The organism is Streptomyces sp. AC555_RSS877 (assembly GCF_019049245.1).
Taxonomy (GTDB): Bacteria; Actinomycetota; Actinomycetes; order Streptomycetales; family Streptomycetaceae; genus Streptomyces.
In genome coordinates this window covers 37,881-64,353 of sequence record NZ_JAGMUK010000060.1, presented here as the reverse complement: position 1 = coordinate 64,353, position 26,473 = coordinate 37,881, and the positions used below count along the sequence as shown (strand labels likewise).

27 protein-coding genes are annotated in these 26,473 nt (G+C 72.4%); 13 read left to right on the top strand and 14 right to left on the bottom strand.

Annotation, left to right across the window (positions count from 1 at the left end; genetic code table 11):
* Nucleotides 1-25: 25 nt before the first annotated feature.
* Nucleotides 26-166, top strand: coding sequence for an SCO1431 family membrane protein (locus KUM49_RS27045; protein ID WP_217239566.1), 141 nt, complete (start codon nt 26-28; stop codon nt 164-166).
* Between the two features lie 64 nt (nt 167-230).
* Nucleotides 231-893, top strand: coding sequence for a TetR/AcrR family transcriptional regulator (locus KUM49_RS27040; RefSeq protein ID WP_217239565.1), 663 nt, complete (start codon nt 231-233; stop codon nt 891-893).
* A gap of 74 nt (nt 894-967) precedes the next feature.
* On the opposite strand, the gene KUM49_RS27035 is transcribed toward KUM49_RS27040, so the two are convergent.
* On the bottom strand, nt 968-2,218 hold the full coding sequence (locus KUM49_RS27035) for a glycoside hydrolase family 18 protein (RefSeq protein ID WP_217239564.1): 1,251 nt from the start codon (nt 2,216-2,218) through the stop codon (nt 968-970).
* A 336-nt stretch (nt 2,219-2,554) separates the two neighbouring features.
* On the opposite strand from KUM49_RS27035, the gene KUM49_RS27030 reads away from it, so the two are divergent.
* On the top strand, nt 2,555-3,727 hold the full coding sequence (locus tag KUM49_RS27030) for an acyl-CoA dehydrogenase family protein (RefSeq protein WP_217239563.1): 1,173 nt from the start codon (nt 2,555-2,557) through the stop codon (nt 3,725-3,727).
* Here KUM49_RS27030 and KUM49_RS50785 read toward each other — a convergent pair.
* The gene (locus KUM49_RS50785) at nt 3,690-3,950 is read right to left on the bottom strand and encodes a hypothetical protein (protein WP_254401843.1); all 261 of its coding nucleotides are present in this window, start codon (nt 3,948-3,950) and stop codon (nt 3,690-3,692) included. The genes KUM49_RS27030 and KUM49_RS50785 overlap by 38 nt on opposite strands.
* Nucleotides 3,951-4,142: 192 nt before the next feature.
* Nucleotides 4,143-4,574, bottom strand: coding sequence for a hypothetical protein (locus KUM49_RS27025; protein ID WP_217239562.1), 432 nt, complete (start codon nt 4,572-4,574; stop codon nt 4,143-4,145).
* Nucleotides 4,575-4,842: 268 nt separating this feature from the next.
* Here KUM49_RS27025 and KUM49_RS27020 point away from each other — a divergent pair, with 268 nt between their 5' ends.
* From KUM49_RS27020 to fxsA, 4 genes are all read left to right on the top strand, one after another.
* Entirely contained in the window at nt 4,843-5,283 is a 441-nt protein-coding gene (locus tag KUM49_RS27020) for an Lrp/AsnC family transcriptional regulator (protein ID WP_217239561.1), read from the top strand.
* Between the two features lie 47 nt (nt 5,284-5,330).
* Nucleotides 5,331-6,932 (top strand): amidohydrolase, encoded by a 1,602-nt coding sequence (locus KUM49_RS27015; RefSeq protein ID WP_217239560.1) that lies wholly within the window; start codon nt 5,331-5,333, stop codon nt 6,930-6,932.
* A 557-nt stretch (nt 6,933-7,489) separates the two neighbouring features.
* Complete coding sequence (locus tag KUM49_RS27010; protein WP_217239559.1) at nt 7,490-8,290, top strand: polyprenol monophosphomannose synthase; 801 nt, start codon at nt 7,490-7,492, stop codon at nt 8,288-8,290.
* A gap of 72 nt (nt 8,291-8,362) precedes the next feature.
* The gene (gene fxsA, locus KUM49_RS27005) at nt 8,363-8,935 is read left to right on the top strand and encodes an FxsA family membrane protein (RefSeq protein ID WP_217239558.1); all 573 of its coding nucleotides are present in this window, start codon (nt 8,363-8,365) and stop codon (nt 8,933-8,935) included.
* 138 nt (nt 8,936-9,073) lie between these two features.
* Here the strand turns inward: fxsA and KUM49_RS27000 are convergent, their stop codons facing one another.
* The 4 genes from KUM49_RS27000 to KUM49_RS26985 form a co-directional block, all read right to left on the bottom strand.
* The gene (locus KUM49_RS27000; RefSeq protein ID WP_003977404.1) at nt 9,074-9,448 is read right to left on the bottom strand and encodes an RNA polymerase-binding protein RbpA; all 375 of its coding nucleotides are present in this window, start codon (nt 9,446-9,448) and stop codon (nt 9,074-9,076) included.
* A gap of 265 nt (nt 9,449-9,713) precedes the next feature.
* On the bottom strand, nt 9,714-11,069 hold the full coding sequence (locus tag KUM49_RS26995) for an MFS transporter (protein ID WP_217239557.1): 1,356 nt from the start codon (nt 11,067-11,069) through the stop codon (nt 9,714-9,716).
* A 64-nt stretch (nt 11,070-11,133) separates the two neighbouring features.
* Complete coding sequence (locus KUM49_RS26990; protein ID WP_217239556.1) at nt 11,134-11,901, bottom strand: glycerophosphodiester phosphodiesterase; 768 nt, start codon at nt 11,899-11,901, stop codon at nt 11,134-11,136.
* On the bottom strand, nt 11,898-12,596 hold the full coding sequence (locus KUM49_RS26985) for a hypothetical protein (RefSeq protein WP_217239555.1): 699 nt from the start codon (nt 12,594-12,596) through the stop codon (nt 11,898-11,900). Before KUM49_RS26985 ends, KUM49_RS26990 begins: the two co-directional genes overlap by 4 nt.
* 64 nt (nt 12,597-12,660) lie before the next feature.
* Between KUM49_RS26985 and KUM49_RS26980 the strand changes: the two genes are divergently transcribed.
* Nucleotides 12,661-14,166 carry a PLP-dependent aminotransferase family protein gene (locus tag KUM49_RS26980; RefSeq protein WP_217239554.1) on the top strand — a complete coding sequence of 502 codons (1,506 nt, stop codon included), beginning with the start codon at nt 12,661-12,663 and terminating at the stop codon, nt 14,164-14,166.
* 66 nt (nt 14,167-14,232) lie between these two features.
* Here KUM49_RS26980 and KUM49_RS26975 read toward each other — a convergent pair whose 3' ends face one another.
* The gene (locus tag KUM49_RS26975; RefSeq protein ID WP_217239553.1) at nt 14,233-16,011 is read right to left on the bottom strand and encodes an ABC transporter ATP-binding protein; all 1,779 of its coding nucleotides are present in this window, start codon (nt 16,009-16,011) and stop codon (nt 14,233-14,235) included.
* A gap of 52 nt (nt 16,012-16,063) precedes the next feature.
* The gene (locus KUM49_RS26970; protein ID WP_015661880.1) at nt 16,064-16,258 is read right to left on the bottom strand and encodes a hypothetical protein; all 195 of its coding nucleotides are present in this window, start codon (nt 16,256-16,258) and stop codon (nt 16,064-16,066) included.
* Nucleotides 16,259-16,518: 260 nt separating this feature from the next.
* Between KUM49_RS26970 and KUM49_RS26965 the strand changes: the two genes are divergently transcribed.
* The 5 genes from KUM49_RS26965 to KUM49_RS26945 all read left to right on the top strand — a co-directional run bounded on the left by KUM49_RS26965 (nt 16,519) and on the right by KUM49_RS26945 (nt 21,962).
* Nucleotides 16,519-16,911, top strand: coding sequence for an ankyrin repeat domain-containing protein (locus KUM49_RS26965; protein WP_217239552.1), 393 nt, complete (start codon nt 16,519-16,521; stop codon nt 16,909-16,911).
* Between the two features lie 300 nt (nt 16,912-17,211).
* Nucleotides 17,212-18,630, top strand: a complete 1,419-nt coding sequence (locus KUM49_RS26960) for a HEAT repeat domain-containing protein (RefSeq protein ID WP_217239551.1) — start codon at nt 17,212-17,214, stop codon at nt 18,628-18,630.
* A gap of 139 nt (nt 18,631-18,769) precedes the next feature.
* Complete coding sequence (locus tag KUM49_RS26955; protein WP_217239550.1) at nt 18,770-19,897, top strand: glycosyltransferase family 1 protein; 1,128 nt, start codon at nt 18,770-18,772, stop codon at nt 19,895-19,897.
* Nucleotides 19,894-21,051 (top strand): glycosyltransferase, encoded by a 1,158-nt coding sequence (locus tag KUM49_RS26950; RefSeq protein ID WP_217239549.1) that lies wholly within the window; start codon nt 19,894-19,896, stop codon nt 21,049-21,051. Before KUM49_RS26955 ends, KUM49_RS26950 begins: the two co-directional genes overlap by 4 nt.
* Nucleotides 21,048-21,962 (top strand): SGNH/GDSL hydrolase family protein, encoded by a 915-nt coding sequence (locus tag KUM49_RS26945; RefSeq protein ID WP_217239548.1) that lies wholly within the window; start codon nt 21,048-21,050, stop codon nt 21,960-21,962. The genes KUM49_RS26950 and KUM49_RS26945 overlap by 4 nt, the downstream gene beginning before the upstream one ends.
* Before the next feature lie 4 nt (nt 21,963-21,966).
* Here the strand turns inward: KUM49_RS26945 and KUM49_RS26940 are convergent, their stop codons facing one another.
* Genes KUM49_RS26940 through KUM49_RS26920 form a run of 5 tightly spaced genes read right to left on the bottom strand, consistent with a single transcriptional unit; the run spans nt 21,967 to nt 26,375 of the window.
* Entirely contained in the window at nt 21,967-22,836 is an 870-nt protein-coding gene (locus KUM49_RS26940) for a biotin-dependent carboxyltransferase family protein (protein ID WP_217239547.1), read from the bottom strand.
* On the bottom strand, nt 22,833-23,459 hold the full coding sequence (pxpB, locus tag KUM49_RS26935) for a 5-oxoprolinase subunit PxpB (RefSeq protein ID WP_217239546.1): 627 nt from the start codon (nt 23,457-23,459) through the stop codon (nt 22,833-22,835). Before pxpB ends, KUM49_RS26940 begins: the two co-directional genes overlap by 4 nt.
* Complete coding sequence (locus tag KUM49_RS26930) at nt 23,456-24,214, bottom strand: LamB/YcsF family protein (protein ID WP_217239545.1); 759 nt, start codon at nt 24,212-24,214, stop codon at nt 23,456-23,458. Before KUM49_RS26930 ends, pxpB begins: the two co-directional genes overlap by 4 nt.
* Complete coding sequence (locus KUM49_RS26925) at nt 24,211-25,077, bottom strand: putative hydro-lyase (protein WP_217239544.1); 867 nt, start codon at nt 25,075-25,077, stop codon at nt 24,211-24,213. The genes KUM49_RS26930 and KUM49_RS26925 overlap by 4 nt, the downstream gene beginning before the upstream one ends.
* Nucleotides 25,074-26,375 (bottom strand): MFS transporter, encoded by a 1,302-nt coding sequence (locus tag KUM49_RS26920; protein WP_217239543.1) that lies wholly within the window; start codon nt 26,373-26,375, stop codon nt 25,074-25,076. The genes KUM49_RS26925 and KUM49_RS26920 overlap by 4 nt, the downstream gene beginning before the upstream one ends.
* Between the last annotated feature and the right edge of the window lie 98 nt (nt 26,376-26,473).

Genomic DNA, 26,473 nt, shown 5'->3' with positions numbered 1-26,473 from the left:
GTACGTCCGACCTCAGCGAGAAGCCATGACCGCACACTCAGCCACCGCCGCCCGCGCCCGTACCGGCGGTCCCCGCGACGACGGCCCGAAGGTCGTCGAGCACGTCATGGGCTGGACCCTCGTCGTGGTGATCGCGATGCTCGTCACCCAGCTCGGCCTGCTGTGATCTGTCACATACCCGACCTGACATACTGCGGGTGTCCCGCCGCCCGTTGAGACCAGGGTCGAAATTGAATATCAGTCACCAGCGCGACGCCGCCCGTCCCCGGGCGCGCGGCACCGAGCGCTCGGTCGCACGCCGTGCCGAACTCATCGCCATCGGGCGGAAGTTGTTCGCCGACACGTCGTACGACGCACTCTCGATGGACGACATCGCCCGGCAGGCGCATGTCGCCAAGGGGCTGATCTACTACTACTTCCAGTCCAAGCGCGGCTACTACCTGGCGATCATCCAGGACTCCGTCGCCGACCTGGTCACCTTCGCGGCGAGCGGCCTCGAACTGGAGCCGGTGGACCGGGTCCACCGCACCGTCGACAGCTATCTGCGGTACGCGGAGCACAACCAGGCCGCCTACCGCACCATCGTCAGCGGTGGCGTCGGCTTCGACGCCGAGGTGCACGCCATCCGGGACGGAGTGCGCGAGGCGATCGTCGCCACCATCGCCGAGGGGGCGTACGGCCGAGGCGACCTCGCGCCGGTGCCGCGCATGGGCCTGCTTGCCTGGCTGTGCAGCGTCGAGGGCGCCACCCTCGCCTGGATCGACCGCCCCACGCTGTCCCGCGACACGATGCGCGAACTGCTGGTGAAGATGCTCGGCGGTTCGATGCGGGCCATCGAGGAGATGGAGCCCGCCTATCCGGCCCCGGAGCCGGCCCGCCGCGACAACGGCTGACGGCTGAGAACTGTCTACTGGCGACCTGGGGCGAAGGCTCGTGGTCCTCCGCCCCAAGTCCTCGGTGTGCCGGGCTAGTTGATCGCCCTGATCAGCTCACCGTCTGTGGTGTCCCCGCTCAGCTCCCAGAAGAACGTGCCGCCCAGACCCTGCGCGTCCTTGTACTTCATCTTCCCCTTGATCGTCTTCGGGGTGTCGTAACTCCACCAGTCGCTGCCGCACTTGGCGTAGGCGGTGCCGCCGACGATCCCGGTGGGCGGGCACGTGGTCTTCAGCACCTTGTAGTCCTCGAAGCCGGCCTCGTACGTGCCCGCCGCCGGGCCGGTGGCCGTGCCGCCCGGCTTCGCCTGCGTGACGCCGGTCCAGCCGCGCCCGTAGAAGCCGATGCCGAGCAGCAGCTTCGAGGACGGGATGCCCAGGCTCCTGAGCTTGGCGATGGTGGCGGCGGTGTTGTAGCCCTCCTCCGGGATGCCCGGGTAGGACGTCAGCGGGGAGTGCGGCGCCGTCGGGCCGGCGGCGGCCCAGGTGCCGAAGTAGTCGTACGTCATGGGGTTGTACCAGTTGACGTACCGCGCCGCGCCCGCGTAGTCCGCCGCGTCGATCTTGCCGCCGGGGGTGGCGTCGGCGGTGATCGCCGCGGTGACCAGCTGCCGCTTGCCGAACTTGGCGCGCAGCGCGGCCATCACGTCCCGGAACGCGTCCCGGCCGCTGGTGTCGCAGGTCAGGCCACAGGCGTTCGGGTACTCCCAGTCGATGTCGATGCCGTCGAAGACGTCCGCCCACTTCGAGTTCTCGACCAGGTCGTGGCAGGACTGGGCGAAGGCCGCCGGGTCCTTGGCCGCCTCGCCGAAGCCGCCCGACCAGCTCCAGCCGCCGAACGACCAGATGATCTTGAGGTCGGGGTGGAGCTTCTTCAGCTTGAGCAGCTGGTTGAAGTTGCCGCTCAGCGGCTGGTCCGCGGTGTCGGCGACACCGTCGACGGACTCCTCGGCGGTGAACGGCTTGTCGGTGTCCGCCCAGGCGTCGCCGAGGGCGCACTTGCCGTCGGTGACGTTGCCGAAGGCGTAGTTGATGTGGGTGAGCTTGTCGGCGGAGCCGGAGGTCTCGATGTTCTTGACGAAGTACTGGCGGCCGTAGATGCCCCAGTCGGTGAAGTAGCCGACGACCTTCGAGCCGGCCGCGCCGGGCTCGGAAGCCAGGGCGGGGGCGGGCTCGTCGGCGGTGGCGGTGCCCGCACCGGCGAGCAGGGCGGCGCCGAGGGCGGCGCAGCACGAGGCGGACAGGAGGGCCCGGAACCGGGCGCGGTGGTGGAGCGGGGTGGGCATCGGGTGTCTCCTCGCAGGGGACAGGGAGGGGATCGCACGCCGATTGGCATGAACGCGGGGAAGCGTTGGAGCGAAACAGTAAGAGGACTAGACCATTCGGGTCAATGGTTCGTACCAATTTTCGGCCGACGTCGGACGTGCCGGAATTTCTTGAAGTAAGCGGTCGTTAACTGGTGACGGGGTGCATCCGATCGGGCATACTCACAGCGCACAGCCGCTGGTCAGCAGCTTCCGCGACCCGGGAGTGCGAGCATCGGCCGGCACCAGTGAGACCCGGCGGAGCTGACCCCACAACGGGCCTGTCCGCCCGTTCCCGACAGGGAGGAGAGCGTCGCCATGCCCGACCGCGCCCCGCAGCCGGTGGACCGGCAACTGCCCACGGACGAGGCCCGGGATCTGATCTCGCTCGTCCGCGACATCGCGCAGCGCGAGATCGCCCCGAAGGCGGCCGAGGAGGAGGACGCCGGACGCTTCCCGCGCGAGGTCTTCACCCTGCTCTCCGAGTCCGGACTGCTCGGCCTGCCGTACGACTCCGAGTACGGCGGCGGTGACCAGCCCTACGAGGTCTACCTCCAGGTCCTCGAGGAACTCGCCGCCGCCCGCCTGACCGTCGGCCTCGGCGTCAGCGTGCACACCCTGGCCTCGTACGCGCTCGCCGCCTACGGCACCAAGGAGCAGCAGATCGAGCACCTGCCCGCGATGCTCGGGGGCGGTCTGCTGGGCGCGTACTGCCTCTCGGAGCCGTCCTCCGGCTCGGACGCCGCCTCACTGCGTACGAAGGCGGTGCGCGACGGCCAGGACTGGGTGATCAGCGGAACCAAGGCGTGGATCACGCACGGCGGGATCGCCGACTTCTACACCGTCATGGCCCGCACGGGCGAGGAGGGCCCGCGTGGGATCACGGCCTTCCTGGTGCCCGCCGACGCGGCGGGTCTGAGCGCCGCGGCGCCGGAGAAGAAGATGGGCATGAAGGGCTCGCCGACCGCACAGGTCCACTTCGACGGGGTCCGCGTCCCCGACGACCGGCGTCTCGGCGACGAGGGCCAGGGCTTCGCGATCGCCCTGGCCGCGCTCGACTCCGGGCGGCTCGGCATCGCGGCCTGCGCGATCGGCCTGGCCCAGGCGGCGCTTGACGAGGCGGTGGCCTACGCGACCGGACGGCGGCAGTTCGGACGGCCCATCGCCGACTTCCAGGGGCTGCGCTTCATGCTCGCCGACATGGCGACCCAGATCGAGGCCGGCCGGGCGCTGTACCTGGCGGCGGCGCGACTGCGGGACGCGGGCCGGCCGTTCGCCAAGCAGGCGGCCATGGCCAAGCTCCACTGCACCGACACGGCGATGAGGGTGGCCATCGACGCCGTCCAGGTCCTCGGCGGGTACGGCTACACCGCCGACTTCCCGGCCGAGCGGTACATGCGCGAGGCCAAGGTCCTGCAGATCGTCGAGGGCACCAACCAGATCCAGCGGATGGTCATCGCCCGTCATCTCGCGGGTCCTGAGACCCGCTGAACTGACCCGACGTCACCTGGGGCGCCGCGAGCCTGGCCCACTCCGGGTCGTGGCGCCCCGGCAGGGTGCGGCCGCGGTCGGCCCAGGCGCGCATCAGATCGCGGTAGATGGGCGGGTCCTGGACCTGTGGTGGCGCCAGCGGAACCGATTTTGCGGATGCGGGAACCGGCGCCGGAACGAACATGCGGCGCTGACGCCCGGTCGCGGTGGGTGTGGGGGTCATACCAGGGCAACGCGGAAGCCCGGGGACAGGTCACCGGTCCCCGGATTCGGGCGTGAGTTCGCGACCGTCCGGGGAGGCGCGACCTCCTGACTCGACGGCACCCCGACACCCCCCGGCCCAGGCACACCGAACCGCGCCACGACGCTCTGCGAGCCGTGGCGCGGCTCGGTCACGGGGTGGGATCGAGGCCGCTCAGGCGGCCTGGCGGCGCATGACGGGCACCCGGATGGGACGGGAGCCCGGTCCGCCGACGTGCGAGAAGGGCTGCGTCCGCCAGTCGAGTCCCTGAGGGAGGGTCAACAGGAGTGCGGTGACCTGCTCCTGAGGCTCGGCCGACTCGTCCGCCGGGCGGGCGTCGGACGCCTTGCGGCCGGTGCCGGTGCAGACCGTGAGCCCGAACGGGTTCCACGGCGAGGCGCACAGCGCGTGCTCCGGCAGGACTTCCTCGTCCGCCAGCAGGGCGATGGGCTGCGCGCAGTCCGGGCAGACGACCCGGTACATCTCGAAGGTGTCGTAGGCGTCGAGTTCGTCGAGTTCGTCGGGTTCGACGCCCTCCGGCTCGGATTCGACGACCAGCTGCGGCCGCTTGGGTGCGGTACGACCAGGGCGCTTAAGACTCTGCATTGAATTCTCCCCCTCGGGCTGGGCCGTGAAGGCGCTGCGGCCTCGACCACAGCAAGCACTTCCCGTCCCGTCTCGGCGGTAATCACGAGAACATCACGGAGCCGGTCAGGGGTGTGTGGTCTTCGTCACATGCCATTCGCAGGTGCCCGAGGCGGCCGCTTTGTCCCCCGGATGGCGCACGGGCCACCCCCTGCGGCGTCACGAACCGGGCATGACCTGCGCCGCTCAGGTATCGAAGGAGATCAGCCGCACTGTAGGTTCTTGCGCCATGGAGGAGCTCGACCGGCAAATCGTTCAGCTGCTCGTCAAGGACGGGCGGATGAGCTACACAGACCTGGGCAAAGCCACCGGCCTGTCCACCTCGGCCGTGCACCAGCGGGTGCGCCGGCTGGAACAGCGCGGGGTCATCCGCGGCTACGCCGCGGTGGTCGACCCCGAAGCCGTCGGCCTGCCCATGACCGCCTTCATCTCCGTGAAGCCGTTCGACCCCAGCGCCCCCGACGACATCGCGGACCGCCTCGCCGGCGTCCCCGAGATCGAGGCCTGCCACAGCGTCGCCGGCGACGAGAACTACATCCTCAAGGTGCGGGTCTCCACCCCGCACGCCCTGGAGGAGCTGCTGGCCCGGCTCAGGTCGCTGGCGGGGGTGTCCACGCGGACCACGGTGGTGCTGTCCACGCCGTACGAGGCACGGCCGCCCCGGATCTGACGGACCTGCGTGCCGGACGCCCCGAGCGAGGCGCGAAACTGTCCCTCATGAGTGAACGCACCGCCGAACCGACCACCGTCCTCCTGCGCCGCGGCGAGGTGCACAGCCCCGCCGACCCGTTCGCGACCGCGATGGTCGTGGAGCGCGGCCAAGTCGCCTGGGTCGGCTCCGAGGGTGCGGCCGACGCCTTCGCGGACGGGGTCGACGCGGTGATCGACCTGGACGGGGCGCTGGTCACCCCCGCGTTCACCGACGCGCACGTGCACACCACGTCCACGGGCCTCGCCCTCACCGGCCTCGACCTGTCCGACGCACCGTCCCTCGACGCGGCCCTCGCCCTCGTACGGGACTTCGCCGCCGCCCGCCCGAACGACCGCGTCCTGCTCGGCCACGGCTGGGACGCCGCCCGCTGGCCCGGCGGCCGCCCCCCGGCCCGCGCCGAACTCGACGCGGCCACCGGTGGCCGCCCGCTGTACCTCAGCCGGATCGACGTGCACTCGGCGGTCGTCACGACGGCCCTGCTGGACCTGACCCCCGGTCTCGACGCTCCGGACGCCCCTCTGACCGCCGACGCCCACCACGCCGTACGCGCCGCCGCCCTCGGCGCCGTCAGGCCGCAGCAGCGCACCGAGGCCCAGCGCGCCGCCCTCGCCCACGCCGCCTCGCTCGGCATCGGGACGGTGCACGAGTGTGCGGGGCCGGAGATCTCCTCCGAGGAGGACTTCACCGGCCTGCTCCGGCTCGCGGCCGAGGAGACCGGGCCGCGGGTGGTCGGCTACTGGGCCGACCAGGACATCGACAAGGCCCGCGAGCTGGGCGCGATCGGGGCGGCCGGCGACCTGTTCGTGGACGGCGCCCTCGGCTCCCACACCGCCTGTCTGCACCAGCCGTACACCGACGCCGGCCACACCGGCACCGCCTACCTGGACGCCGCCGCCGTTGCCGCGCACGTCACCGCGTGCACCGAGGCGGGCCTCCAGGCGGGCTTCCACGCGATCGGCGACGCCGCCGTGACCGCCGTCGTCGAGGGCGTGCGCGCCGCCGCGGAGAAGCTCGGCCTCGCCCGTGTCCGGGCCGCCCGTCACCGCGTCGAACACGCCGAGATGCTCACGCCCGAGACGATCGCCGCCTTCGCAGAGCTCGGCCTGACCGCGTCCGTCCAGCCCGTCTTCGACGCGCTGTGGGGCGGCGAGGACGGCATGTACGCCCAGCGCCTGGGCGCCGAGCGGGCCCGCACCCTCAACCCCTTCGCGGCCATGCTGCGGGCCGGCGTCCCGCTCGCCTTCGGCTCCGACAGCCCGGTCACGCCCCTCGACCCCTGGGGCACGGTCCGCGCGGCCGCCTTCCACCGGACCCCCGGGCACCGCGTCTCCGTGCGTGCCGCGTTCACCGCGCACACCCGCGGCGGCTGGCGGGCCGTCGGACGGGACGACGCGGGGGTCCTGGTGCCGGGCGCACCCGCGGACTACGCCGTCTGGCGCACCGAGGAACTCGTGGTCCAGGCCCCGGACGACCGGGTCGCCCGCTGGTCGACCGACCCCCGCTCCGGGACCCCCGGCCTGCCCGACCTGACCCCCGGCCTGGACCTCCCCGTCTGCCTGCGCACCGTGGTGGGCGGACGGACCGTGTTCGTACGGCCGGGCGAGTGATCTACCGGGGTGGCGCACCGCCGATCGGTCGTCGCCGCCTCTTCTCGCGACCTGCGTATCCTCAGCGCTGACCAGGGCTTTGACAGAAGAGGCGCAGGTGAAACGGCTGTTGACAGCCGACGGCAGCGGGCCGGTAGGTTCGGCCGAGTCCACCACCGGACGCCCGACCGGGGAACGTCCGCGTACTCGCCGCCGCGCCGCTGGGTCAGGGACGGTGTGCCGCACCGGGGCACCGCCACTGGGAGCCAGGCCCAGCGCCCGCGCCACGACGAGGGAACGTTCCGGCCGGTCGGGGAGGTGTGACCCGGGTGGGGCCCGGGCGTTCAGTAGACAACGGCTTTCGGTCGATCCGCAGCCAGCGGGTCCCTGGTCGGCCCGAAGGGCGCCGGGCCCCCATCCGCAGCACGCACAGCCGTCGACACCGTACGCACAGTCCCGAAGAGCGCACTCTTACCCCGCTTTTGTGGAAACGACACCACCATACTTACGTCCTGTCACGTCATCGCAGGCGGCGGCCACTATGGTGGACCTCTGCGTACGGACTTGAAGGGGCAGCAGTGAACGACGGCGACGGGACTCTCGCGGCACAGGACCGGGGGAGGCAGTTCGGCCCGCTCGGCACGGCGTTGGTGATCATTCCGACCTACAACGAGGCGGAGAACATCAAGGCCATCGTGGGCCGGGTGCGCAAGGCGGTCCCCGAGGTGCACGTTCTCGTGGCCGACGACAACAGCCCCGACGGCACGGGCAAGCTCGCCGACGAACTGGCCATCGGGGACGACCACGTGCAGGTCCTGCACCGCAAGGGCAAGGAAGGCCTGGGCGCCGCCTACCTGGCAGGCTTCCGCTGGGGCATGGACAACGGCTACGGCGTCCTGGTCGAGATGGACGCCGACGGCTCCCACCAGCCCGAGCAACTGCCCCGCCTGCTGACCGCCCTCAAGGGCGCCGACCTGGTCCTCGGCTCCCGCTGGGTGCCCGGCGGCCGGGTCGTGAACTGGCCCAAGTCCCGCGAGTACATCTCCCGCGGCGGCAGCCTCTACTCCCGCGTCGCCCTGGACCTGCCGCTGCGCGACATCACGGGCGGCTACCGCGCCTTCCGCCGCGAAACCCTCGAAGGCCTCGGCCTCGAAGAGGTCGCCTCCCAGGGCTACTGCTTCCAGGTGGACCTCGCCCGCCGCGCGGTCAGGGCCGGCTACCACGTCGTCGAGGTGCCCATCACCTTCGTGGAGCGCGAGCACGGCGACTCCAAGATGAGCCGCGACATCCTCGTGGAGGCCCTGTGGCGGGTCACGACGTGGGGCGTGGGGGAGCGGGTCGGCAGGATCGCGGGCCGGGGCAAGCCCTCACAGTCGTAGTCGCAGGAGTTCACAGCCCCGGTTGATCGTCCCCTTACCCCGTGCTGAGCCGGGCCCAGGCACACTGGAAGCATGACGACTGGCGCTCCGACTCCCACGCACCCCGCCCGGCCCCGGCGCTCCCGGCTGCTCACCTACCTGCCGCTGGGCGTCGCCGCCTGGCTGGTGCTGGAGATCTGGCTGCTGACCATGGTCGCCGGCGCGACCGGCGGGATCACGGTGTTCCTGCTGCTGCTCGCCGCCCTCGTGCTCGGCTCGGTGGTCATCAAGCAGGCGGGCAGGCGCGCCTTCCAGAACCTGAACGAGGCGCTGCAGCGGGGTGGAGCCCCGTCGGGCTCGAACGGCGGCGGAAACGGCCTCATGATGCTCGGCGGCCTGCTCCTGATGATCCCCGGCCTGATCTCCGACGCGCTGGGGCTGCTCCTGCTGATCCCGCCGGTGCAGCAGGCTCTCGGCCGCTACGCGGAGCGCACCGTCGACCGCAAGCTCCGCGAGGCCACCCAGGGCACCCTGGGCGGTGCCTTCCAGCAGGCTCGCATGCACCGCCCCGACGGCAAGGTGGTCCAGGGCGAGGTCATCAGGGACGAGCCCAGCGACGAGCCCAGGGACCCGCCTCAGGGTCCGCGCCCGCCGCTGACGCACTGAGTGGTCCGGGCCGCCGTGACGCACCGAGCTGTGCGGCGGCCCGGACAGCAACGCGAAACCGCGGGCGCCGTACGTGAACTCACGTACGGCGCCCGCGGTTACTTGGTGCGTTGTTCGTCCGCCCAGACCCCGAAGGGACTACGCCGACTTCCGGCTGTCTCGCGGATGGACCGCAATGTTCATCGCGCCGGAGCGAAGAACTGCCAGGCGCTCCTCGAGGACCTCTTCGAGTTCCTCGCGGGTGCGCCGTTCCATCAGCATGTCCCAGTGTGTACGCGCGGGCTTGGCCTTCTTTTCCTCAGGGCCGTCGCCGTCTACGAGGAGTGCCTGGGCCCCGCAGACCTTGCACTCCCACTCCGGCGGGATCTCCGCCTCGACCGAGAAGGGCATCTCAAAGCGGTGCCCCTTCTCGCATGCGTACTCCACGGCCTGGCGCGGGGCCAGGTCGATGCCGCGGTCCGTCTCGTAGCTGGTCACCACGAGGCGCGTGCCGCGAAGAGCTCGCTCACTCATGAATCGTGCCTCCCGGGCTTGTCGCCCACAGGACAGGTGTCGCTGTCGTCGTCATCCGGTCAACGTCCGGTCGGCGGTAAAGATTCCCGTTCCGGGTCCCGTCCCGGGCAATGGTCGCCGTCGTAGCCGCCCTTGTTGTACCCACCAGTGCCCGGTTTGTCACATCTGCTAACAGATGTGACACAGCGTTTCGGCATCTTTGACGCGCAGTAACGGTACGCCTGGCAGGCCAAACGCGTACACTACAGCGCTTTCGTGTTGAACGCTAAATCCTTTCGGGAATCGGATTGCCCGCGTCGCCGATCGCCCGCCGTACCGGAACCCGTGCCAGGAGCACGAACCCGATGACGAAGAAGGCCACCAGCGAGATGATCGCGTCCCGATAACTTCCGGTCACCTGGTAGGTGATCCCGAACAGCAGCGGGCCCAGCCAGCTCATGCCCCGGTCGCTCATCTCGTATGCCGAGAAATACTCGGCCTCTTTGCCGGGCGGCACGAGATGGGAGAACAGCGACCGGGACAGTGCCTGGCTGCCGCCGAGGACGAGGCCGATCCCGGCGGCCAGGACGAAGAACCACCCGGGCGCCCCGGCCGGCAGGAAGTACCCGGCGCCCAGGGTCACCGTCCACGCGACCAGCGAGCCCAGGATCGTGCGCTTCGCACCGTAGATCCGGGCAAGTCGCCCCATCGTCAGCGCGCCTGCCACGGCCAGCACCTGAACCAGCAGCACGGCGCCGATGAGCGTCGACTGCCCGAGGCCGAGCTCTTCGGAGCCGTACACCGAGGCCTGGGAGATCACGGTCTGGATGCCGTCGTTGTAGATGAGGTACGCCAGCAGGAAGGCGAGGGTGTGCGGGTGGCGGCGCATGTCGCGGACGGTCGCGGCGAGCTGGCGGAGGCCGGGGGCGGTCCCCTCCGGCGCGGCCTTCGTTTCGGAGCGGCGATCGCGCAGCCGCCGTAGCGGAATGAGGGCGAAGGCCCCCCACCACAGGCCCGCGGAGGCCAGGCAGATGCGGACCGCGGCGCTCTCCGAGAGGCCGAAGGACTCGTGGCCGGTGTAGAGGACGAGGTTCACGACCAGGACCAGTGCGCCCGCCGCGTATCCGAAGGCCCAGCCCCGGGAGGAGACGGCGTCGCGTTCCTCGGGCGGGGCGATCTGCGGCAGGTAGGAGTTGTAGAGCATCATCGCCACGGACTGCGCGGCGTTCGCGACGATCAGCAGGGCGCCGCCGAGCAGATAGCGGTCGCCGCCGAGGAAGAACATGCCCGTCGTCGCGGCGGCCCCGGTGTACGCGGCGGCCGCCAGGAGAGGCTTCTTGCGGCCGGTGCGGTCGGCGGCGGCGCCCACCAGGGGCATCACCAGCACGGCCACGACCACCGACAGGGACACCGAGTACGCGAAGAAAGACCCGGCGCGCACCGGGATCCCCAGCGGATGCACGAAGCCGTCCGCGTCCGAGGCCGACTTGGCGACCGAGGTCAGATAGGGGCCGAGGAAGACGGTGAGCACGCTCGTCGAGTAGACGGAGCAGGCCCAGTCGTAGAAGTACCAGCCGCGCTGCTCGCGCCGCCGTTCGGCGGCCTCGTCCGCCGATCCCGCCCGCACGGTGTCGGTGCCCATCCGTGCCCTCCCCTCCCCGTGAAGGTGCCGCGCGCGGACGTGCGGCCCGAGGGCTTCCGGGGTGTCAGACCCAGACGCCGCGGTCCTCCATCACCCTGCGCAGTGTGTCGATGTGATCGGTCATGATGCCATCGACTCCCAGGTCCAGGAGCCGGTGCATGCGTTCCGGCTCGTTCACCGTCCACACGTGCACCTGCAGCCCGAGCGCGTGGGCGGTGCGCAGGAAGCGGTGGTCGACCACCTGGATGCCAGACTGGATCTCCGGCACCTGCGCGGCGACCGCGGAGCGACGCACGGCCGCCGGCAGCCCCCAGGAGCGCAGCCGCAGGTTGAGGACACCGCGGGTGCCGTACGACGTCGCCAGGCGCGGGCCGGCCAGCCGCTGGGCGCGGACCACACGCGCCTCGGCGAACGAGCCGAGGCAGATCCGGTCCCAGGAGTTCGTGCGTTCGACGAGCTCCAGGAGGGGGAGCAGCGCGGACTCTGCCTTGACGTCGATGTTCCAGCGCGCCTCGGGGAAGGTCTCCAGAAGCTCCTCGAAGAGGGGCACCGGTTCCTCGCCCGCCACACGCGCGTGCCGTACGTCCTTCCAGGGCAGGTCGGCGATCAGGCCCGCCCCGTCCGTCACCCGGTCCAGGGTCGCGTCGTGGAAGGCGACGAGTCTGCCGTCCGCGGTGGCGTGGACGTCGGTCTCCAGATAGCGGTAACCCGCCTCGACCGCGCGCCGGAACTGCAGCGCCGTGTTCTCCAGACCGTCCGCCGCCCCGCCGCGGTGGGCGAAGGCGATCGGGCCCGGATGGTCGAGGTAGGGGTGGCGTATCCGCGAGGTCACGGTCGAAGTATCGCCTGCCGGGGTTGCCCGGTGGCAACGACCGCGCTGCCGTCGGATGCCGGCCGGACGGCGAAGACGCGCAGGAAGACCTGGGCGAGCGGGCCGATCGACACCGCGTACAGCAGAGTGCCGATGCCGATGGTGCCGCCCAGGGCGAAGCCGGTCACGACGACCGCCACCTCCACGGCCGTCCGCATCAGACGGATCGAGCGGCCCGTGCGCCGGTGCAGGCCGGTCATCAGCCCGTCCCGCGGGCCTGGTCCGAAGCGGGCCGAGATGTAGAGGCCGGTGGCCACCCCGTTGAGCAGGATCCCTGCCAGCAGTAGCGGAACGCGTACGGCGAGGGTGTGCGCCGCGGGGACGGCGGCGAGCGTGCCATCCAGGGCGATGCCGACCACGAAGACGTTGGAAACGGTGCCGAGGCCGGGGCGTTGGCGCAGCGGGATCCACAGGAGCAGCACCGCCGCGCCCACGGTGATCGACACGATGCCGATCGTCAGGCCGGTGAGTTCGGCCAGCCCTTGATGCAGCACGTTCCAGGGCTCCAGGCCCAGACCGGACCGGAGGAGCAGCGCCGAACTCGCCCCGTACAGCCCGAGGCCGACGTACAGCTGGATCAACCGTCGCCCGGTACGGCTCGGGCTCTTCGTGGACAAGAGGTCCCCCTGGAGTGTGGTGGCAGTGGCCTGATGCATGACACCCTGTGGCTTGGGTGGAAACATCATCTATGGCCAATTCGGGGAAGGTGGACTGATTTCCATGGCGCAGTGGACCTCGGCAATGGGTGCCGCGCAGCTCGCCCGGCTGCTCAACTCCCAGCAGGACCGTCCGGCCGGCCCGGGCACCCGCCGCCCGCCCGCCTACCGTGCGCTGGCCGACGGCATCCGGCTGCTGGTGCTGGAGGGCCGGGTGCCGGTCGCCGCCAGGCTGCCCGCCGAGCGCGAACTGGCGCTGTCCCTGTCCGTCAGCCGTACGACGGTCGCGGCGGCGTACGAGGCGCTGCGCGCCGAGGGCTTCCTGGAGTCCCGGCGCGGCGCCGGCAGCTGGACGGCGGTGCCGGCCGGCAACCCGTTGCCCGCGCGCGGCCTCGAACCCCTGCCCCCCGAGGCCCTCGGTTCGATGATCGACCTCGGCTGCGCGGCGCTCCCCGCCCCCGAGCCGTGGCTGACCCGAGCCGTGCAGGGGGCCCTGGAGGAACTGCCGCCGTACGCCCACACGCACGGTGACTATCCGGCCGGGCTGCCCGCGCTGCGCGCGATGATCGCCGAGAGGTACACGGCACGCGGGATCCCGACGATGCCCGAACAGATCATGGTGACGACCGGCGCGATGGGCGCGATCGACGCCATCTGCCATCTGTTCGCCGGGCGCGGTGAGCGCATCGCCGTGGAATCGCCCTCCTACGCCAATATCCTCCAGCTGATGCGGGCGGCGGGTGCCCGGCTGGTGCCCGTCGCGATGGCCGAAGGGCTGACCGGCTGGGACATGGACCGCTGGCGACAGGTCCTGCGGGACGCCGCGCCCCGGATCGCGTACGTCGTCGCCGACTTCCACAACCCGACCGGCGCGCTCGCCGACGAGGACCAGCGGCGGCAGCTGGTGGAGTCCGCGCGCTCGGCCGGCACGGTGCTGGTCGCCGACGAGACGATGAGCGAGTTGTGGCTTGACGAGGACATCGCGGACGTGATGCCGCGGGCCATGTGTGCCTTCGACCCGGCCGGCTCGACGGTCGTCACGGTCGGCTCGGCCAGCAAGGCGTTCTGGGCGGGGATGCGGATCGGATGGGTGCGCGCCGCTCCCGACGTGATCCGCAGCCTGGTCGCCGCCCGCGCGTACGCCGATCTGGGCACCCCCGTGCTGGAGCAGCTGGCGGTGAACTGGCTGTTCAGCACGGGTGGCTGGGCGAAGGCCGTGGACGTGCGACGACGTCAGGCCAGGGACAACCGGGACGCCCTGGTGGCCGCCGTGCGGCGGGAGTTGCCGGACTGGGAGTTCGAGGTGCCGAAGGGCGGGCTCACGCTGTGGGTGCGGACGGGCGGGCTGTCCGGGTCACGGCTCGCCGAGGCGGGTGAACGGGTGGGCGTGCGGGTGCCGTCCGGACCACGGTTCGGGGTGGACGGGGCGTTCGAGGGGTATGTGCGGCTGCCGTTCACCGTGGGCGGCGCGGTGGCAGAGGAGGCGGCGGCGCGGCTGGCCGCGGCGGCGCGGTTGGTGGAGAGCGGGGGATCCGGGGGTGGCGAGGCGCCTCGTACGTTCGTGGCGTGAACGGGGCCGGGCGGGCGCCGGAGGGGCCGCGCCCACCCGCGGCGCCCCGGCGGCGCGACCGCCCAGCTACGGAGCTTTCGCCGCCATGGCCTCTGCCGGCACCGGCTCCGTGGGCACGGCCTCCGTGGGTGCGGCCTCTGCCGGTACGGCCTCCGTGGGTGCGGCCTCTGCCGGTACCGCCTCCGTGGGTGCGGACTCTGCCGGTGTGTCGTCCGCGGGTACGGCCTCCGCGGGTACGGCCTCCGTCGGCTCCGTGGGTACGGCCTCCGTCGGTTCCGCCTCGGTGGGCACCGCCTCCACCGCTCCCCCTTCCGGTACATGCTCGCCGTCCGCCGGTGTCGTCCGTGGGGGCAGCAGGGCCAGGACCGCCTGGCGGTCCGCCTCGCTCGTCGCGTCGTCGTAGGGGTCCGGCGTCGACGGGACCTGGAGCCGGTGGACCGGGCCCGCGCCGAGGCGGGCGTAGCCGCGGCCGGGCGGGACGTGGGTGACCGGGGTCGTGTGCGGGGGCGCGCCCAGGACCGCCTCCAGTTGGTCGGCCGTGGCCGGCCCGAGCACGACACGCGCGCGTGTGTGCTGGCGTACGGCGTCGCTCAGGGCCTCCGCGCTGTCGAACTGGTCGGCGACGACCACCGTCACGTTGGCCGCGCGGCCGTGCCGGAGCGGGAGCTGGAGCAGGGCCTGCGGGTCCTCGCGGCCGTCCGCGGCGGCCACGTGGGTGAAGGCGCTCGGCCGGTCCAGGAGGATCCACAGGGGGCGTTTGGTGTCGTCCGGCGGCGGGTCGCCCGCTTGGCGGGCACTGTTGACCGCGATCAGCCGGCGCTCTGTCTCCGCGGCCGCCCACTCCAGGCTCGCCAGCGCCCCGGTCAGCCCGCACTCGACCGCGAGGACGCCGTCCCGGCCGGTGAGACAGGCGTACTCGCCGGTGCCGCCGCCCTCGACGATGACGAGGTCGCCGTGCTGGAGGGCCTGCAGGGCGATGGAGCGCAGCAGCGTGGAGGTGCCGCTGCCCGGCTGGCCCATGACCAGCAGGTGCGGCTCGGTGGAGCGGATGCCGGTGCGCCAGACGACCGGCGGTACGTCGTGCTGTTCCTCATCGTGGGTGAGGGGGAGTGTGCGCCGGACCTGGGTGGGGTCGGTGAAGCCGAGGACCGTCTCGCCGGGGGACGTGACGAAACGCTGGGCGGCGATGTCGGTGGGCAGGGGGGCGAGGGCCGTCACGGTGAGCTGGTTGTCCTGCTCGTCCCAGATGAAGTGGTACTCGCGGTCGCGGCCCGACTTGGCGTGCAGCAGATGCTCGATCCGGGCCCGGGACTCGGCCTCACCGTCCGTGAAGTACGCCGGGTAGTGGATCAGCAGGTGCGTGATGCGGCCGCTGCCGTCGAAGTCGTAGGCGGTGAAGGCCTTCTCCCACTCGCCGCCGTGGGAGTACAGCGGGGTCGGGTCCTCGGCGGCCGAGAAGTACGGCACCAGAGCCTCGTACAGCGACTGGAGGCGCTGGACCTGGGACTCGTCGGGGCCGTCGGGCTCCGGCTGCCCGCGGTCCCGGCCCTGCCATGCTGCCGCCGCCATCAGGGTGATGACGGCGAGCAGCGGGCCGTACGGCGCGAGCGCCACGACCAGGACCACCGACGCCACCAGGAAAAGCAGCGGTCCGCGCTTGTCCTTTGGGGTGTCGGCCCACTTGCGCCGCCCGGCCGAGGCCAGCCGGCGCAGACCACGGGTGATCGTGATCAGCGGATGGAGGACGTCGGTGGCGCTGTCGGCCGCCGTCCGGGCCAGCTCCCGGCTCCGGGCGATCTGCGCGCTGCCTGTGCTCAGGATGCGGGGGAGGGGGCGCCGGGCCACTGCTGTCTCCTGGTGGTGCGTACGGATGGTGGTGCGTACGGACGTGCGGGCGTCAGAACTTGATTCCGCCGAGGAGGCTCGCGAGGCTCTCGCCGCCTGCCTTGATGCTCGGGGCGATGGCGGTGCTCGCGAGGTAGAAGCCGAAGAGTGCGGCCACCAGGGCGTGGGAGGCCTTGAGTCCGTCCTTCTTGAAGAAGAGGAAGACGATGATTCCGAGCAGGACCACACCTGAGATGGACAGGATCATTTGAGTTCTCCTGGTTCGTGGGGACAGTCACCATGAGTACTTCCAGGATCACAGCATGTATCCATACGATAAAAGGTGCAACTAGGTGAATTTCCGACGATTACCCCCAGGTGGCGGAGTCGTCTTGGTCCGGTTGGGCAGGCTCTTGCGCCCGACCGGGCCTGCGGTGATCTTTACCTCCGGCACATCGGGTCATGTGCGGCGCGAGCCAGTACCCTGGCGATTCACCTGAACGGTTGCACTGAGAGGCGGACCGGCCGATGACTGAAGCCCCCGACCCCGAGGTCGTGGAGCTGGCGACCAAGATCTTCGATCTGGCCCGGCAGGGGCAGACCGAGGCGCTCGTGGCGTACGTCGACGCGGGCGTTCCGGCCAACCTCACCAACGACCGCGGCGACTCCCTGGTGATGCTCGCCGCCTACCACGGCCACGCCGACACCGTGCGTGCCCTGCTCGCCCGCGGCGCCGAGGGCGACCGGATCAACGACCGGGGTCAGACCCCGCTCGCCGGTGCCGTTTTCAAGGGCGAGGAGGAAGTGATCAAGGCGCTTCTGGAAGGCGGTGCCGACCCCGCCGCGGGTACGCCGTCGGCCGTCGACACCGCACGCATGTTCGGCAAGACGCAACTGCTCGAACTGTTCGACACGCACTGACACGTCCGCTCTGACCAGGGCGGACACGGAAAACGGGGGAGGCGGTAACCGGCCGCCGAAATTTCGGTCGCGGTAGATGGAACTGCCGAGTCATCATGACGTCGTGATTCACGGACGTGATGGCCGGGCAGGTGATGCCGCACCGCGCGGACCGTGATGCGGTCCGCATGGGCCACCGACGAGAGGCAGAGGAAGATGGCTTACAGCAAGCAGGAAACGGCGGGCGCCCCGACGTGTTGTCACGCGGCCAGGTAATGCACGTCCCCGGTTGCGTCGACGCTTGATGTGAGGCTGTTTCCCATGTTCGATCCGGTCATAGCGCCCAGCGGCACGCTGCTCGGCCTGCTCCAGCGGGGCCGCGGCGACGGCACACTGCACGCGCTCACCGCACCGCGCGCCGAAGCGCTCGCGGCGCTGAACCACTGTGTTCTGCGTGATCCCCGCCACGACTGGCAGGTGGAGAACCGCTCCCTCTACTACGCCCGTCTCTACCTCGACCTGAACGGCGAGCTGGACGAGATCGAGGCGCACCTCTTCGATGTCGAGGACGTCTTCGACTCCGAGGAGTCCCGCACCGGGCTCACCCTGGCCGTCCTCGGCCATCTCGCCTCGTACGGCAGGCGGGACGCGCTCGAACTGCTGCGCAGGTACGCCGCCTCGGGCGCCAACTGGGCCTGGGCCCTGGACGAACTGGCGCTGCGCGACGACGACGCCGGACTGCGGGCCCTCGCGGCCCCCGTCCTGGCGCGTTTCGCGACCGACGCCGAGGGCGAGGCCGAGCTGGCCGCCGTGGTGCGCGACGCCTTCGAGCCGCGGCCCTGGCGGCTGTGGGCCGACGATCCACGCGAATCCATCGCCACGCGTGTGCGTGCCGCCCACGAGGCGGGCTGCTTCGACCGCTGGCAACGGCAGATGCGACCAACCGGGCCCCGTCCGGGGTGGAGCGTGCAGGCGGTCTTCGAGTGGGCCCAGCAGGGCGTCGAGCGCGGCGCCGCGCTCCACGTCCCCGCCGCCCGCTGCCTCACGGCCGTCGCCGGTCCCGAGGACCGGCCGGAGATCCTCCGGGCCGCCAAGGACGGCACCGACGGCGCCCGCTGCACCGCTTTGCGCTATCTCGCCGACAGCAATGATCCGGAGGCCCTCCACCTGATCGAGGTCGCCGTGGTCACCGGCTCGGCGGCCGTGGTGGAGGCTGCCGTGGACGCCTTCGAACGCATGCGCAGTGTCGCCGCGGTGGACCGGGCACGCGGCTGGGCCCGCCGACCCGACCCCCTCGGCGACGCAGCCGCACGGATGCTCGCGTGCCGGGGCGGAGCCCAGGACGGCGAACTCGTCCTCGCGGCCCTCAGGGAGGCCGTACGGGGCGAAGGCCCCGACGCGCCGACCCTGTGGACCCTCGTCGACGGCACCGGGCGCCTCGGCATCGCCTGCGCGGCCCCCGTGCTCCGGCACGTCTACCGCGAGACCGCCTCCTCCCATCTGCGCGGCCGGGCCGCTCGTGCCCTCGCCGCCACCGACCCCTCCTTCGCCACCGGCTTCGCCGTCGAGTGCCTGTGGGACTGCGAGGAGACCACCCGCGAGATCGCCGCCCGGCATGCCGAGACCGGTGACGCCCGGGTCGTGGAGCGACTGCGCAGGCTCGCGGCCGATCCGGCCGAGGAGGCCGAGGTCCAGACGGCGGTACGCAGCCGCATCGGACCGGACGCGCCCGCCATGTGAACGATTGGTGACCCGCGGGTCAGGCGGGCATGGACGCGGTCCGACCTGCTCGGGTGTGCGGCGCAACGCTCACACGACGTTCCTCGTCCGGAAAGATCCACGTTGACGCGGCCACGTCCAGCCCGGCGAGAACATCGGTATGCGTGTCGTCATCGTGACCGAATCCTTTCCCCCCGATGTGAACGGCGTGGCCCACTGCGCGTTCCAGACCGCCCGGCACCTCGTAGACCGCGGTCACCTTCCGCTCGTCGTCGCGCCGGCCACCGTGGCCGGCAGCGGGCCCGACGCCCTCGCGCCGTGCCCCGTCATCCGTGTCCCCTCCCTCCCGCTCCCGGGTTACCCCCAGGTCCGCGTCGCCCTCCCCAGCCGACGCGTGGCCGCGGCGATCGCCGAGCACCGTGCCGACGTCGTCCACCTGGCCGGTCCCTTCGTCCTCGGCGTCCGCGGCATGGCCGCCGCCGCCCGGCTCGGCATTCCCGCCGTGGCCGTCTACCAGACCGACCTCGCGGGATACGCCCGCACCTACCTGGGCGCCGGCGAGGCCGCCGCCTGGCGCCGCATCCGCTCCGTCCACTCGGCCGCCGACCTCACCCTCGCCCCCTCCAGCGCCGCCCTGCACGACCTGGAGACCCACGACGTGCCCCGGGTACGGCTGTGGCGGCGCGGCGTGGACACCGCCCGCTTCCGCCCCGCACTGCGAGACGAGGCGCTGCGCCGCGAACTCGCCCCGAACGGCGAGCTGATCGTCGGCTACGTCGGCCGGCTCGCCCCCGAGAAGCAGGTCGAGCTGCTGGCCGGCGTCTGCGGCCTGGACGGCGTCCGGGTCGTGGTCGTCGGCGACGGGCCGAGCCGGCCGAGCCTGGACCAGGCGCTGCCGGGCGCGGCCTTCCTGGGCCGCCGCACCGGCGACGACCTCGCCCGGATCTTCGCCTCCTTGGACGTCTTCGTCCACACCGGCCCCTTCGAGACCTTCTGCCAGACAGTGCAGGAGGCCATGGCGAGCGGTGTGCCCGTCGTCGCGCCCGCCGCCGGCGGCCCGCTGGACCTGGTCGCCCACGGGCGCACCGGGCTGCTGGTCCCGCCGAGCGACCCGCACGCCGTACGGGACGCGGTGTGGTCCCTGGCCGCCGACCCCGGCCTGCGCACCGCGTTCGGCGCCGCCGCGCGCGCGACGGTCGAGGGACGCACCTGGGCGGCCGTCGGCGACCAGCTGATCGGTCACTACGAGAGCGTGCTCGCCGCGCGGAAGACGGTGGTGGCGGCATGAGCTCGTTGCGGATCGTGCGGCTGGCCAACTTCGTCGCACCGGCCTCGGGCGGTCTGCGCACCGCGCTGGGCGAGCTCGGCAAGGGCTACAAGGCGGCCGGGCACCAGCCGGTGCTGATCGTGGCCGGTGATCGCGCGAGCGACCGGGAGACCGAGCAGGGGCGGGTGATCACCCTGCCCGGTCCGCTGCTGCCGGGCACGGGCGGATACCGCGTCCTCACCGACAAGCGGGGCGTGGCGCGGCTGCTGGAGGAGCTGGCCCCCGACCGTCTGGAGGTCTCCGACCGTACGACGCTCAGGTGGACCGGCAAGTGGGCGCGGCGGGCCCGGGTCCCGGCCGTGATGGTCTCCCACGAGACCGCCGACGGCGTGCTGCGCACCTGGGGACTGCCTGAGGGCGCCGCCCGGCGCGCCGCGGACGCCCTCAACGTCCGTACGGCACACACGTACGCGCGCGTGGTGTGCACCACGGAGTTCGCCGAACGGGAGTTCGTGCGGATCGGGGCGCGCAACGTCGTACGGGCGCCGCTCGGCGTCGACCTGGTGCAGCGGCACCCCGCACTGCGCGACCCCGGGCTGCGTGCCCGGCACGCGCGGGTGGACGAGGTGCTGCTGGTGATGTGCTCCCGGCTGTCCGTGGAGAAGCGGCCCGGCACCGCGCTGGACGCCCTGGAGGCGCTGGTACGGCGGGGGAGGCGGGCCGTGCTGGTGGTGGCCGGGGACGGGCCCCTGCGGCCGCGGCTCGAACAGCGGGCGCGGGAGCGCGCGTTGCCGGTGACGTTCCTCGGGCACGTCGCCGACCGAGCGTCGCTGGGCGGGCTGCAGGCGTCGGCCGACGTGTGCCTGGCGCCGGGGCCCGCCGAGACGTTCGGGCTGGCCGCCCTGGAGGCGATGGCATGCGGCACGCCCGTCGTGGCCAGCGCCTCGTCCGCACTGTCGGAGGTGATCGGCTCCGCCGGGGCCGTCGCGGCCGACCACGGGGGCGCCTTCGCGGACGCGGTGGACATGCTTCTTGACCGGCCCGTGGAGGAGCGGCGGGAGGCCGCACGCACGCGTGCCGAGTGCTTCGGGTGGGACACGGCGGTCGCCGCGTTCCTCGACGCGCACGACGCGGTGGCCTCCGTACAGCCCTTCGCGCCCGGAGGCGTGACATGAGACCGCTGCGGTTCGTCGCCCTCGGCGACTCGCTGACCGAAGGTGTGGGCGATCCCGTCGGCGAGGAGTGGCGTGGCTGGGCCGCGCTGCTTGCGGGCGGGCTCGCCGCGGAGTCCTCCGGATCCGTGGAGCGGGTGGAGGGCGTGCACTGCAACGAGGCCGTCGCGTCCGTCGCGTCCGTGGAGTTCACCAACCTCGCGGTGAGCGGGGCGCAGACCGGTGACGTGCTGGAGAGGCAGCTGCCCGCCGGGCTGGCGGTGCGGCCGGACCTCGCGTCCGTCGTCATCGGGGTCAACGACACCCTGCGCTGCACCTTCGACGTCCGGGCCGTCGCCGCGCGCCTCGACACGGTGTACTCGGCCCTCACCGGGCAGGGCGCGGTCCTGCTCACCGCCTGCCTGCCGGACCCCGGTGCGATGCTCGGGCTGCCGGGTGCCCTGGCGCGTCCGCTGGCGCGGCGGCAGCGGGCGGTCAACGCCGTGGTGCACGCGCTGTCTGAGCGGTACGGGGCCGTGCATCTGCATGCGTGTGAGGGGGCCTGGCTCATGGACCGCGCGATGTGGAGCGCGGACCGGCTGCACCCCGGCGAGCGGGGGCACCGGCAGCTGGCCGTGCGCTTCCACGCGCTGCTGGCGGAGCGTGGCCTCGCGACGGGGAGCGCCCCTTCGCCCGAGCCCGAGTTTCCGGCGCCCACCCGGTCGGCGAGCCTGTGGTGGCTGGCCACCGCCGGCACCGGCTGGGTGGCCCGGCGGTGCACCGACCTGCTGCCGCAGCTTCTGACACTCGCCGCCGACGAGGTGCGCCATCGCGCGCGCGGGACGAGCGCCCGGCTCGATCTCCGGGCCTCCGCGGCGGTGTCCGCGGCGCTCGCCGCACTGTCGGTGGCGGATCAGCAGCCGGACGCCGCTTAGGGGTTCACCGGCGGCGTACGGCCACGAAGCGCACCGGCGTGCCCGGTACCGCCTGTGCGGCGGCCGGGAGGTCGGCCGTGCGGACGACGCCGATCACCGGATAGCCGCCGGTGGTCGGATGATCGGCGAGGAACACCACCGGCCTGCCGTCGGGCGGGACCTGGACGGCCCCCAGCACCATGCCCTCGCTGGGGAGTTCGCCGGACCGGGCCCGCTCCAGGGCGGGTCCCTCCGTGCGCAGTCCGATGCGGTTGCTCGCGGAGGACACCCGGAAGGTGCGCGTGGTGAAGGCCCGTACCGCCTCCGGCGTGAACCAGTCGTCGCGCGGGCCCGGCGTCACGCGCAGGACGAGTTCGGCCGGGGGAGCCGGCTGCGGGCCGACGTCGACGTGCGTGTGGGGCTCTTCCGGTCTCCCCAGCGGCAGCACCGCGCCGTCGCTGAGGGGCGGCGGGCCGAGCCTCGACAGCAGGTCCGTGGAACGGCTGCCGAGCACCGGTTCCACGGTGACGCCGCCGGAGACGGCCACGTAGCTGCGTACTCCGAGGACGGCCGCTCCGACCTCCAGGAGCGCACCGGCGGGTACGCGTACCGGCGCGCCCCAGGCGACCGCGCGTCCGTCCATGGTCACCCGGCAGGGCGCGCCCGTCACCGCCACGGTGACCGTCGAACGCGGGCGTACCGCACAGCCGTTGAGCGTGGTCTCCAGAACGGCGGCCTCGGGGCGATTGCCGACCAGCCGGTTGGCGAGGCCGGCCGCCGGTTGGTCCAGTGCGCCGGAGCGGGGCACACCCAGGTGCGCGTGCCCCGGGCGCCCCCGGTCCTGGACGGTGGTGAGTGCTCCGGCGCGTACGACGGACAGGGCGCGGTCCGTCATGACGTCCTCTCCGGCCCCGTCGCGACGAAGCGCACGCGCGTACCCGGCGACAGCAGGGCGGCCGGCACGCGCGCGTGGTCCCACAGCACGGCGTCCGTGGTGCCGATCAGCTGCCAGCCGCCCGGCGACGAGCGCGGGTACACGCCCGTGTAGGGGCCCGCCAGCCCCACCGAGCCCGCCGGGACGGCCGTACGCGGAGTGGCCCGGCGCGGCACGTCGTAGCGCGACGGCAGGCCGGCGAGGTAGCCGAAGCCGGGGGCGAACCCGCAGAAGGCGACACGGAACTCGGTGCTCGCGTGGATACGGGCCACCTCCGCCTCACGGACGCCCCAGAGAGCGGCGACGTCGGCCAGGTCGGGCCCGTCGTAGCGCACCGGCAGCTCGATCACGTTCCCCGCGCGCGGGGGCTCGGGCGGGACTTCGGCGGCGGCCAGTTCGGACGCCAGGCGGGCCGGGTCGGTGAGGCCGTCGAGGAGGACCGTGCGGGCCGCGGGGACGATCTCGCGGACCGTCAGCGAGCCCTCCGCGCGGCGGCGCACCAGCTCGGCGTGCAGGGCCTGGGCCTCCTCGCCCGAGGCCACCTCGACGAGCAGGGCGTTGTCACCGACGGGCAGGGCCTTCATACGAAGGCCTCCACCTTGACGCCGGACGACTCGAGCCGTTCGCGGACCCGGCGGGCCAGGTCCACCGCGCCGGGCGTGTCCCCGTGCAGGCACAGAGAACGCGCGCGTACCTCGATCGGTGCCCCGGAATGAGAGATGACGGTACCGGTGCGGGCCAGGCCCAGCGAGCGCTCCACGACCGCTTCCGGGTCGGTGAGCACGGCACCGTCCCGGCCGCGTGGCACGAGCGTGCCCGCGTCGGTGTACGCGCGGTCCGCGAAGGCCTCGGTGACGGCCGGAAGGTTCGCCTCCCGGGCCAGTTCCAGCAGGCGGGAGCCGGGCAGCCCCAGCAGGGGCAGCGTGCCGCCCGCCAGGAGCACGCCGGCGACGACCGCGCCGGCCTGCTCCTGGTCGTGCACGACACGGTTGTAGAGCGCGCCGTGCGGCTTGACGTACGACACCCGCGAGCCCGCCGCGCGCGCGAAGACCTCCAGGGCGCCGATCTGGTATGTCACCTCGGCCGCCAGTTCGTCGGGCGGCACGTCCATCGCGCGCCGCCCGAACCCGGCCAGGTCCCGGTAGGAGACCTGGGCGCCGATCCGGACCCCGCGCGCGGCCGCCAGCTCGCACACCCGACGCATGGTGGCCGGGTCCCCGGCGTGGAAGCCGCAGGCCACGTTGGCGCTGGTGACGACGGTCAGCAACTGCTCGTCGTCGGTCAGCCGCCAGCGGCCGAAGCCCTCGCCGAGGTCGGCGTTCAGGTCGATCGAGGTCATGTGTCCAGTGTCTCCTGCTCAGCCACGCGGTACTGCTCGTCGCGGGCGTCGGTGAGGAACATCTGTCCCGGTGCGTGAGTGATGGCGAACGGTGGGCGTGAGGCCATCACCGCGGCCTGCGGGGTCACTCCGCAGGCCCAGAACACCGGGATGTCGTCCGGCTCGGCGTCCACCGGGTCGCCGAAGTCGGGGCGGCCCAGATCGTCGATGCCGAGCGCCGACGGATCACCGCAGTGCACGGGGCTGCCGTGCACCGCCGGGAGCAGACTGCTCTCCCGGATCGCCGTCGCCACGTGCTCCGGGGGCACCGGGCGCAGGGACACCACCATGGGGCCGTGCAGCCGCCCCGCCGGGCGGCACTGGCGGGTGGTGACGTACATCGGCACGTTGCGGCCCTGTTCGACGTGACGGATGGGGACGCCCGCCTCGGACAGCGCCCATTCGAAGGTGAAGCTGCAGCCGATCAGGAACGACACCAGGTCGCCGCGCCAGTGCGCCCGCACGTCCGTCGGCTCGTCGACCAGCTCGCCGTCCTGCCACACCCGGTAGCGCGGCAGATCGGTGCGCAGGTCGGCGCCGTCCGCGAGGACGGTGGTCCAGGAACCGGCGTCCGTCACGTCCAGCACCGGACAGGGCTTGGGATTGCGCTGGCAGAACAGCAGCATGTCGTACGCCCAGTCGGCGGGCACCGAGATGAGGTTGGCCTGGGTGTGGCCCGCCGCGACCCCGGCGGTGGGGCCCGCGAGCCCCGCGCGGAAGCGCATCCGGGCGTCTGCCGGTCGCCACGCGTGCGCGTGCTCGTCGAGGAGGGTCAGGGGGCGGTCGTTCGTCACCGTGAGGGCTCGGTCTTCCGTGCGGTTCACGCGAGCTCCTTTCCGCGCGTCTCCGGCAGCCCCAGCAGTGCCAGGGCGGCGAGGCCGTAGCCGATCGCGCCGAAGACCAGCGCGCCGCCCACACCCCAGCTGTCGGCCAGGAAGCCGACCGTGGTCGGGAAGACGGCGCCCACCGCGCGACCGGTGTTGTACGTGAAGCCCTGCCCCGTGCCGCGTACCGCCGTCGGGTACAGCTCGCTCAGGAAGGACCCGAAGCCGCTGAAGATGGCCGACATGCAGAACCCGAGCGGGAAACCGAGGACCAGGAGCAGGGTGTTGGAACCGCTCGGGATGTTCGCGTACGCCAGGATGCACAGGGCCGAGAGCAGGGCGAACAGCCAGATGTTGCGCCGGCGGCCGAGCCGGTCGGTGAGGTAGCCGCCGGTGAGGTAGCCGAGGAAGGCGCCGGAGATCAGGAACGTCAGGTAGCCGCCGGTGCCGACCACGGAGAGACCGCGCTCGGTCTTCAGGTACGTCGGCACCCAGGTGGCGAGGGTGTAGTAGCCGCCCTGGACGCCGGTGGAGAGCAGGACCGCGAAGAACGTGGTGCGCAGCAGGCCGGGCTTGAAGATCGCCGAGAACGAGGCCTTCCCGGTCCGCTGTTCCCGCACGGCGATCGCCTCCGGTGCGTCCTGCACCCGGCGCCGCATCCAGATGACCAGCAGCGCGGGCAGCGCGCCGGTCCAGAACATGATCCGCCACGCCCAGTCGTCGCCGACGAACGAGAACACCAGCGTGTACATGATCGCGGCGAGCGCCCAGCCGACGGCCCACGAGCTCTGGATCGCGCCGAGCGTGCGGCCCCGGTGCTTGGCACTGGCGTACTCGGCGACCAGGATCGCGCCGACCGCCCACTCGCCGCCGAAGCCGAGGCCCTGGAGGGCGCGGAAGACCAGCAGCGTCTCGTAGTTGGGCGCGAAACCGCAGGCGACGGTGAAGACCGCGTAGGTGATCACCGTGATCATCAGCGCCTTGACGCGGCCGATCCGGTCCGCGAGCACGCCCGCCAGGGCGCCGCCGACCGCGGAGACCACGAGCGTGACGGTGGTGAACAGGCCGGTCTGGCCGCTGTCCAGGCCGAAGTAGGCGGCCAGGGCGACCATGCTGAGCGGCAGCGTGAAGTAGTCGTAGGAGTCCAGGGCATAGCCGCCGAACGCGCCGGCGAAGGCGCGGCGGCCGCGCGGTCCGAGGGCCCGCAGCCAGCCCAACGCCCCTTCGTCGTCGAGGTGTTCGTCCGGCGAGGGCTGCGCGCCGGTGGTCAGGGACTGAGGTGGAGGGGTCGTGCTCATGGGCACCTCGCAGAAGGAGGACGGAGGGTGCTTGGGGACTGAGCCGTGCCGTGCGGGGGCGTTGGACGCCGCGGAGAGGTGATGCGCCGTTCGTAGCA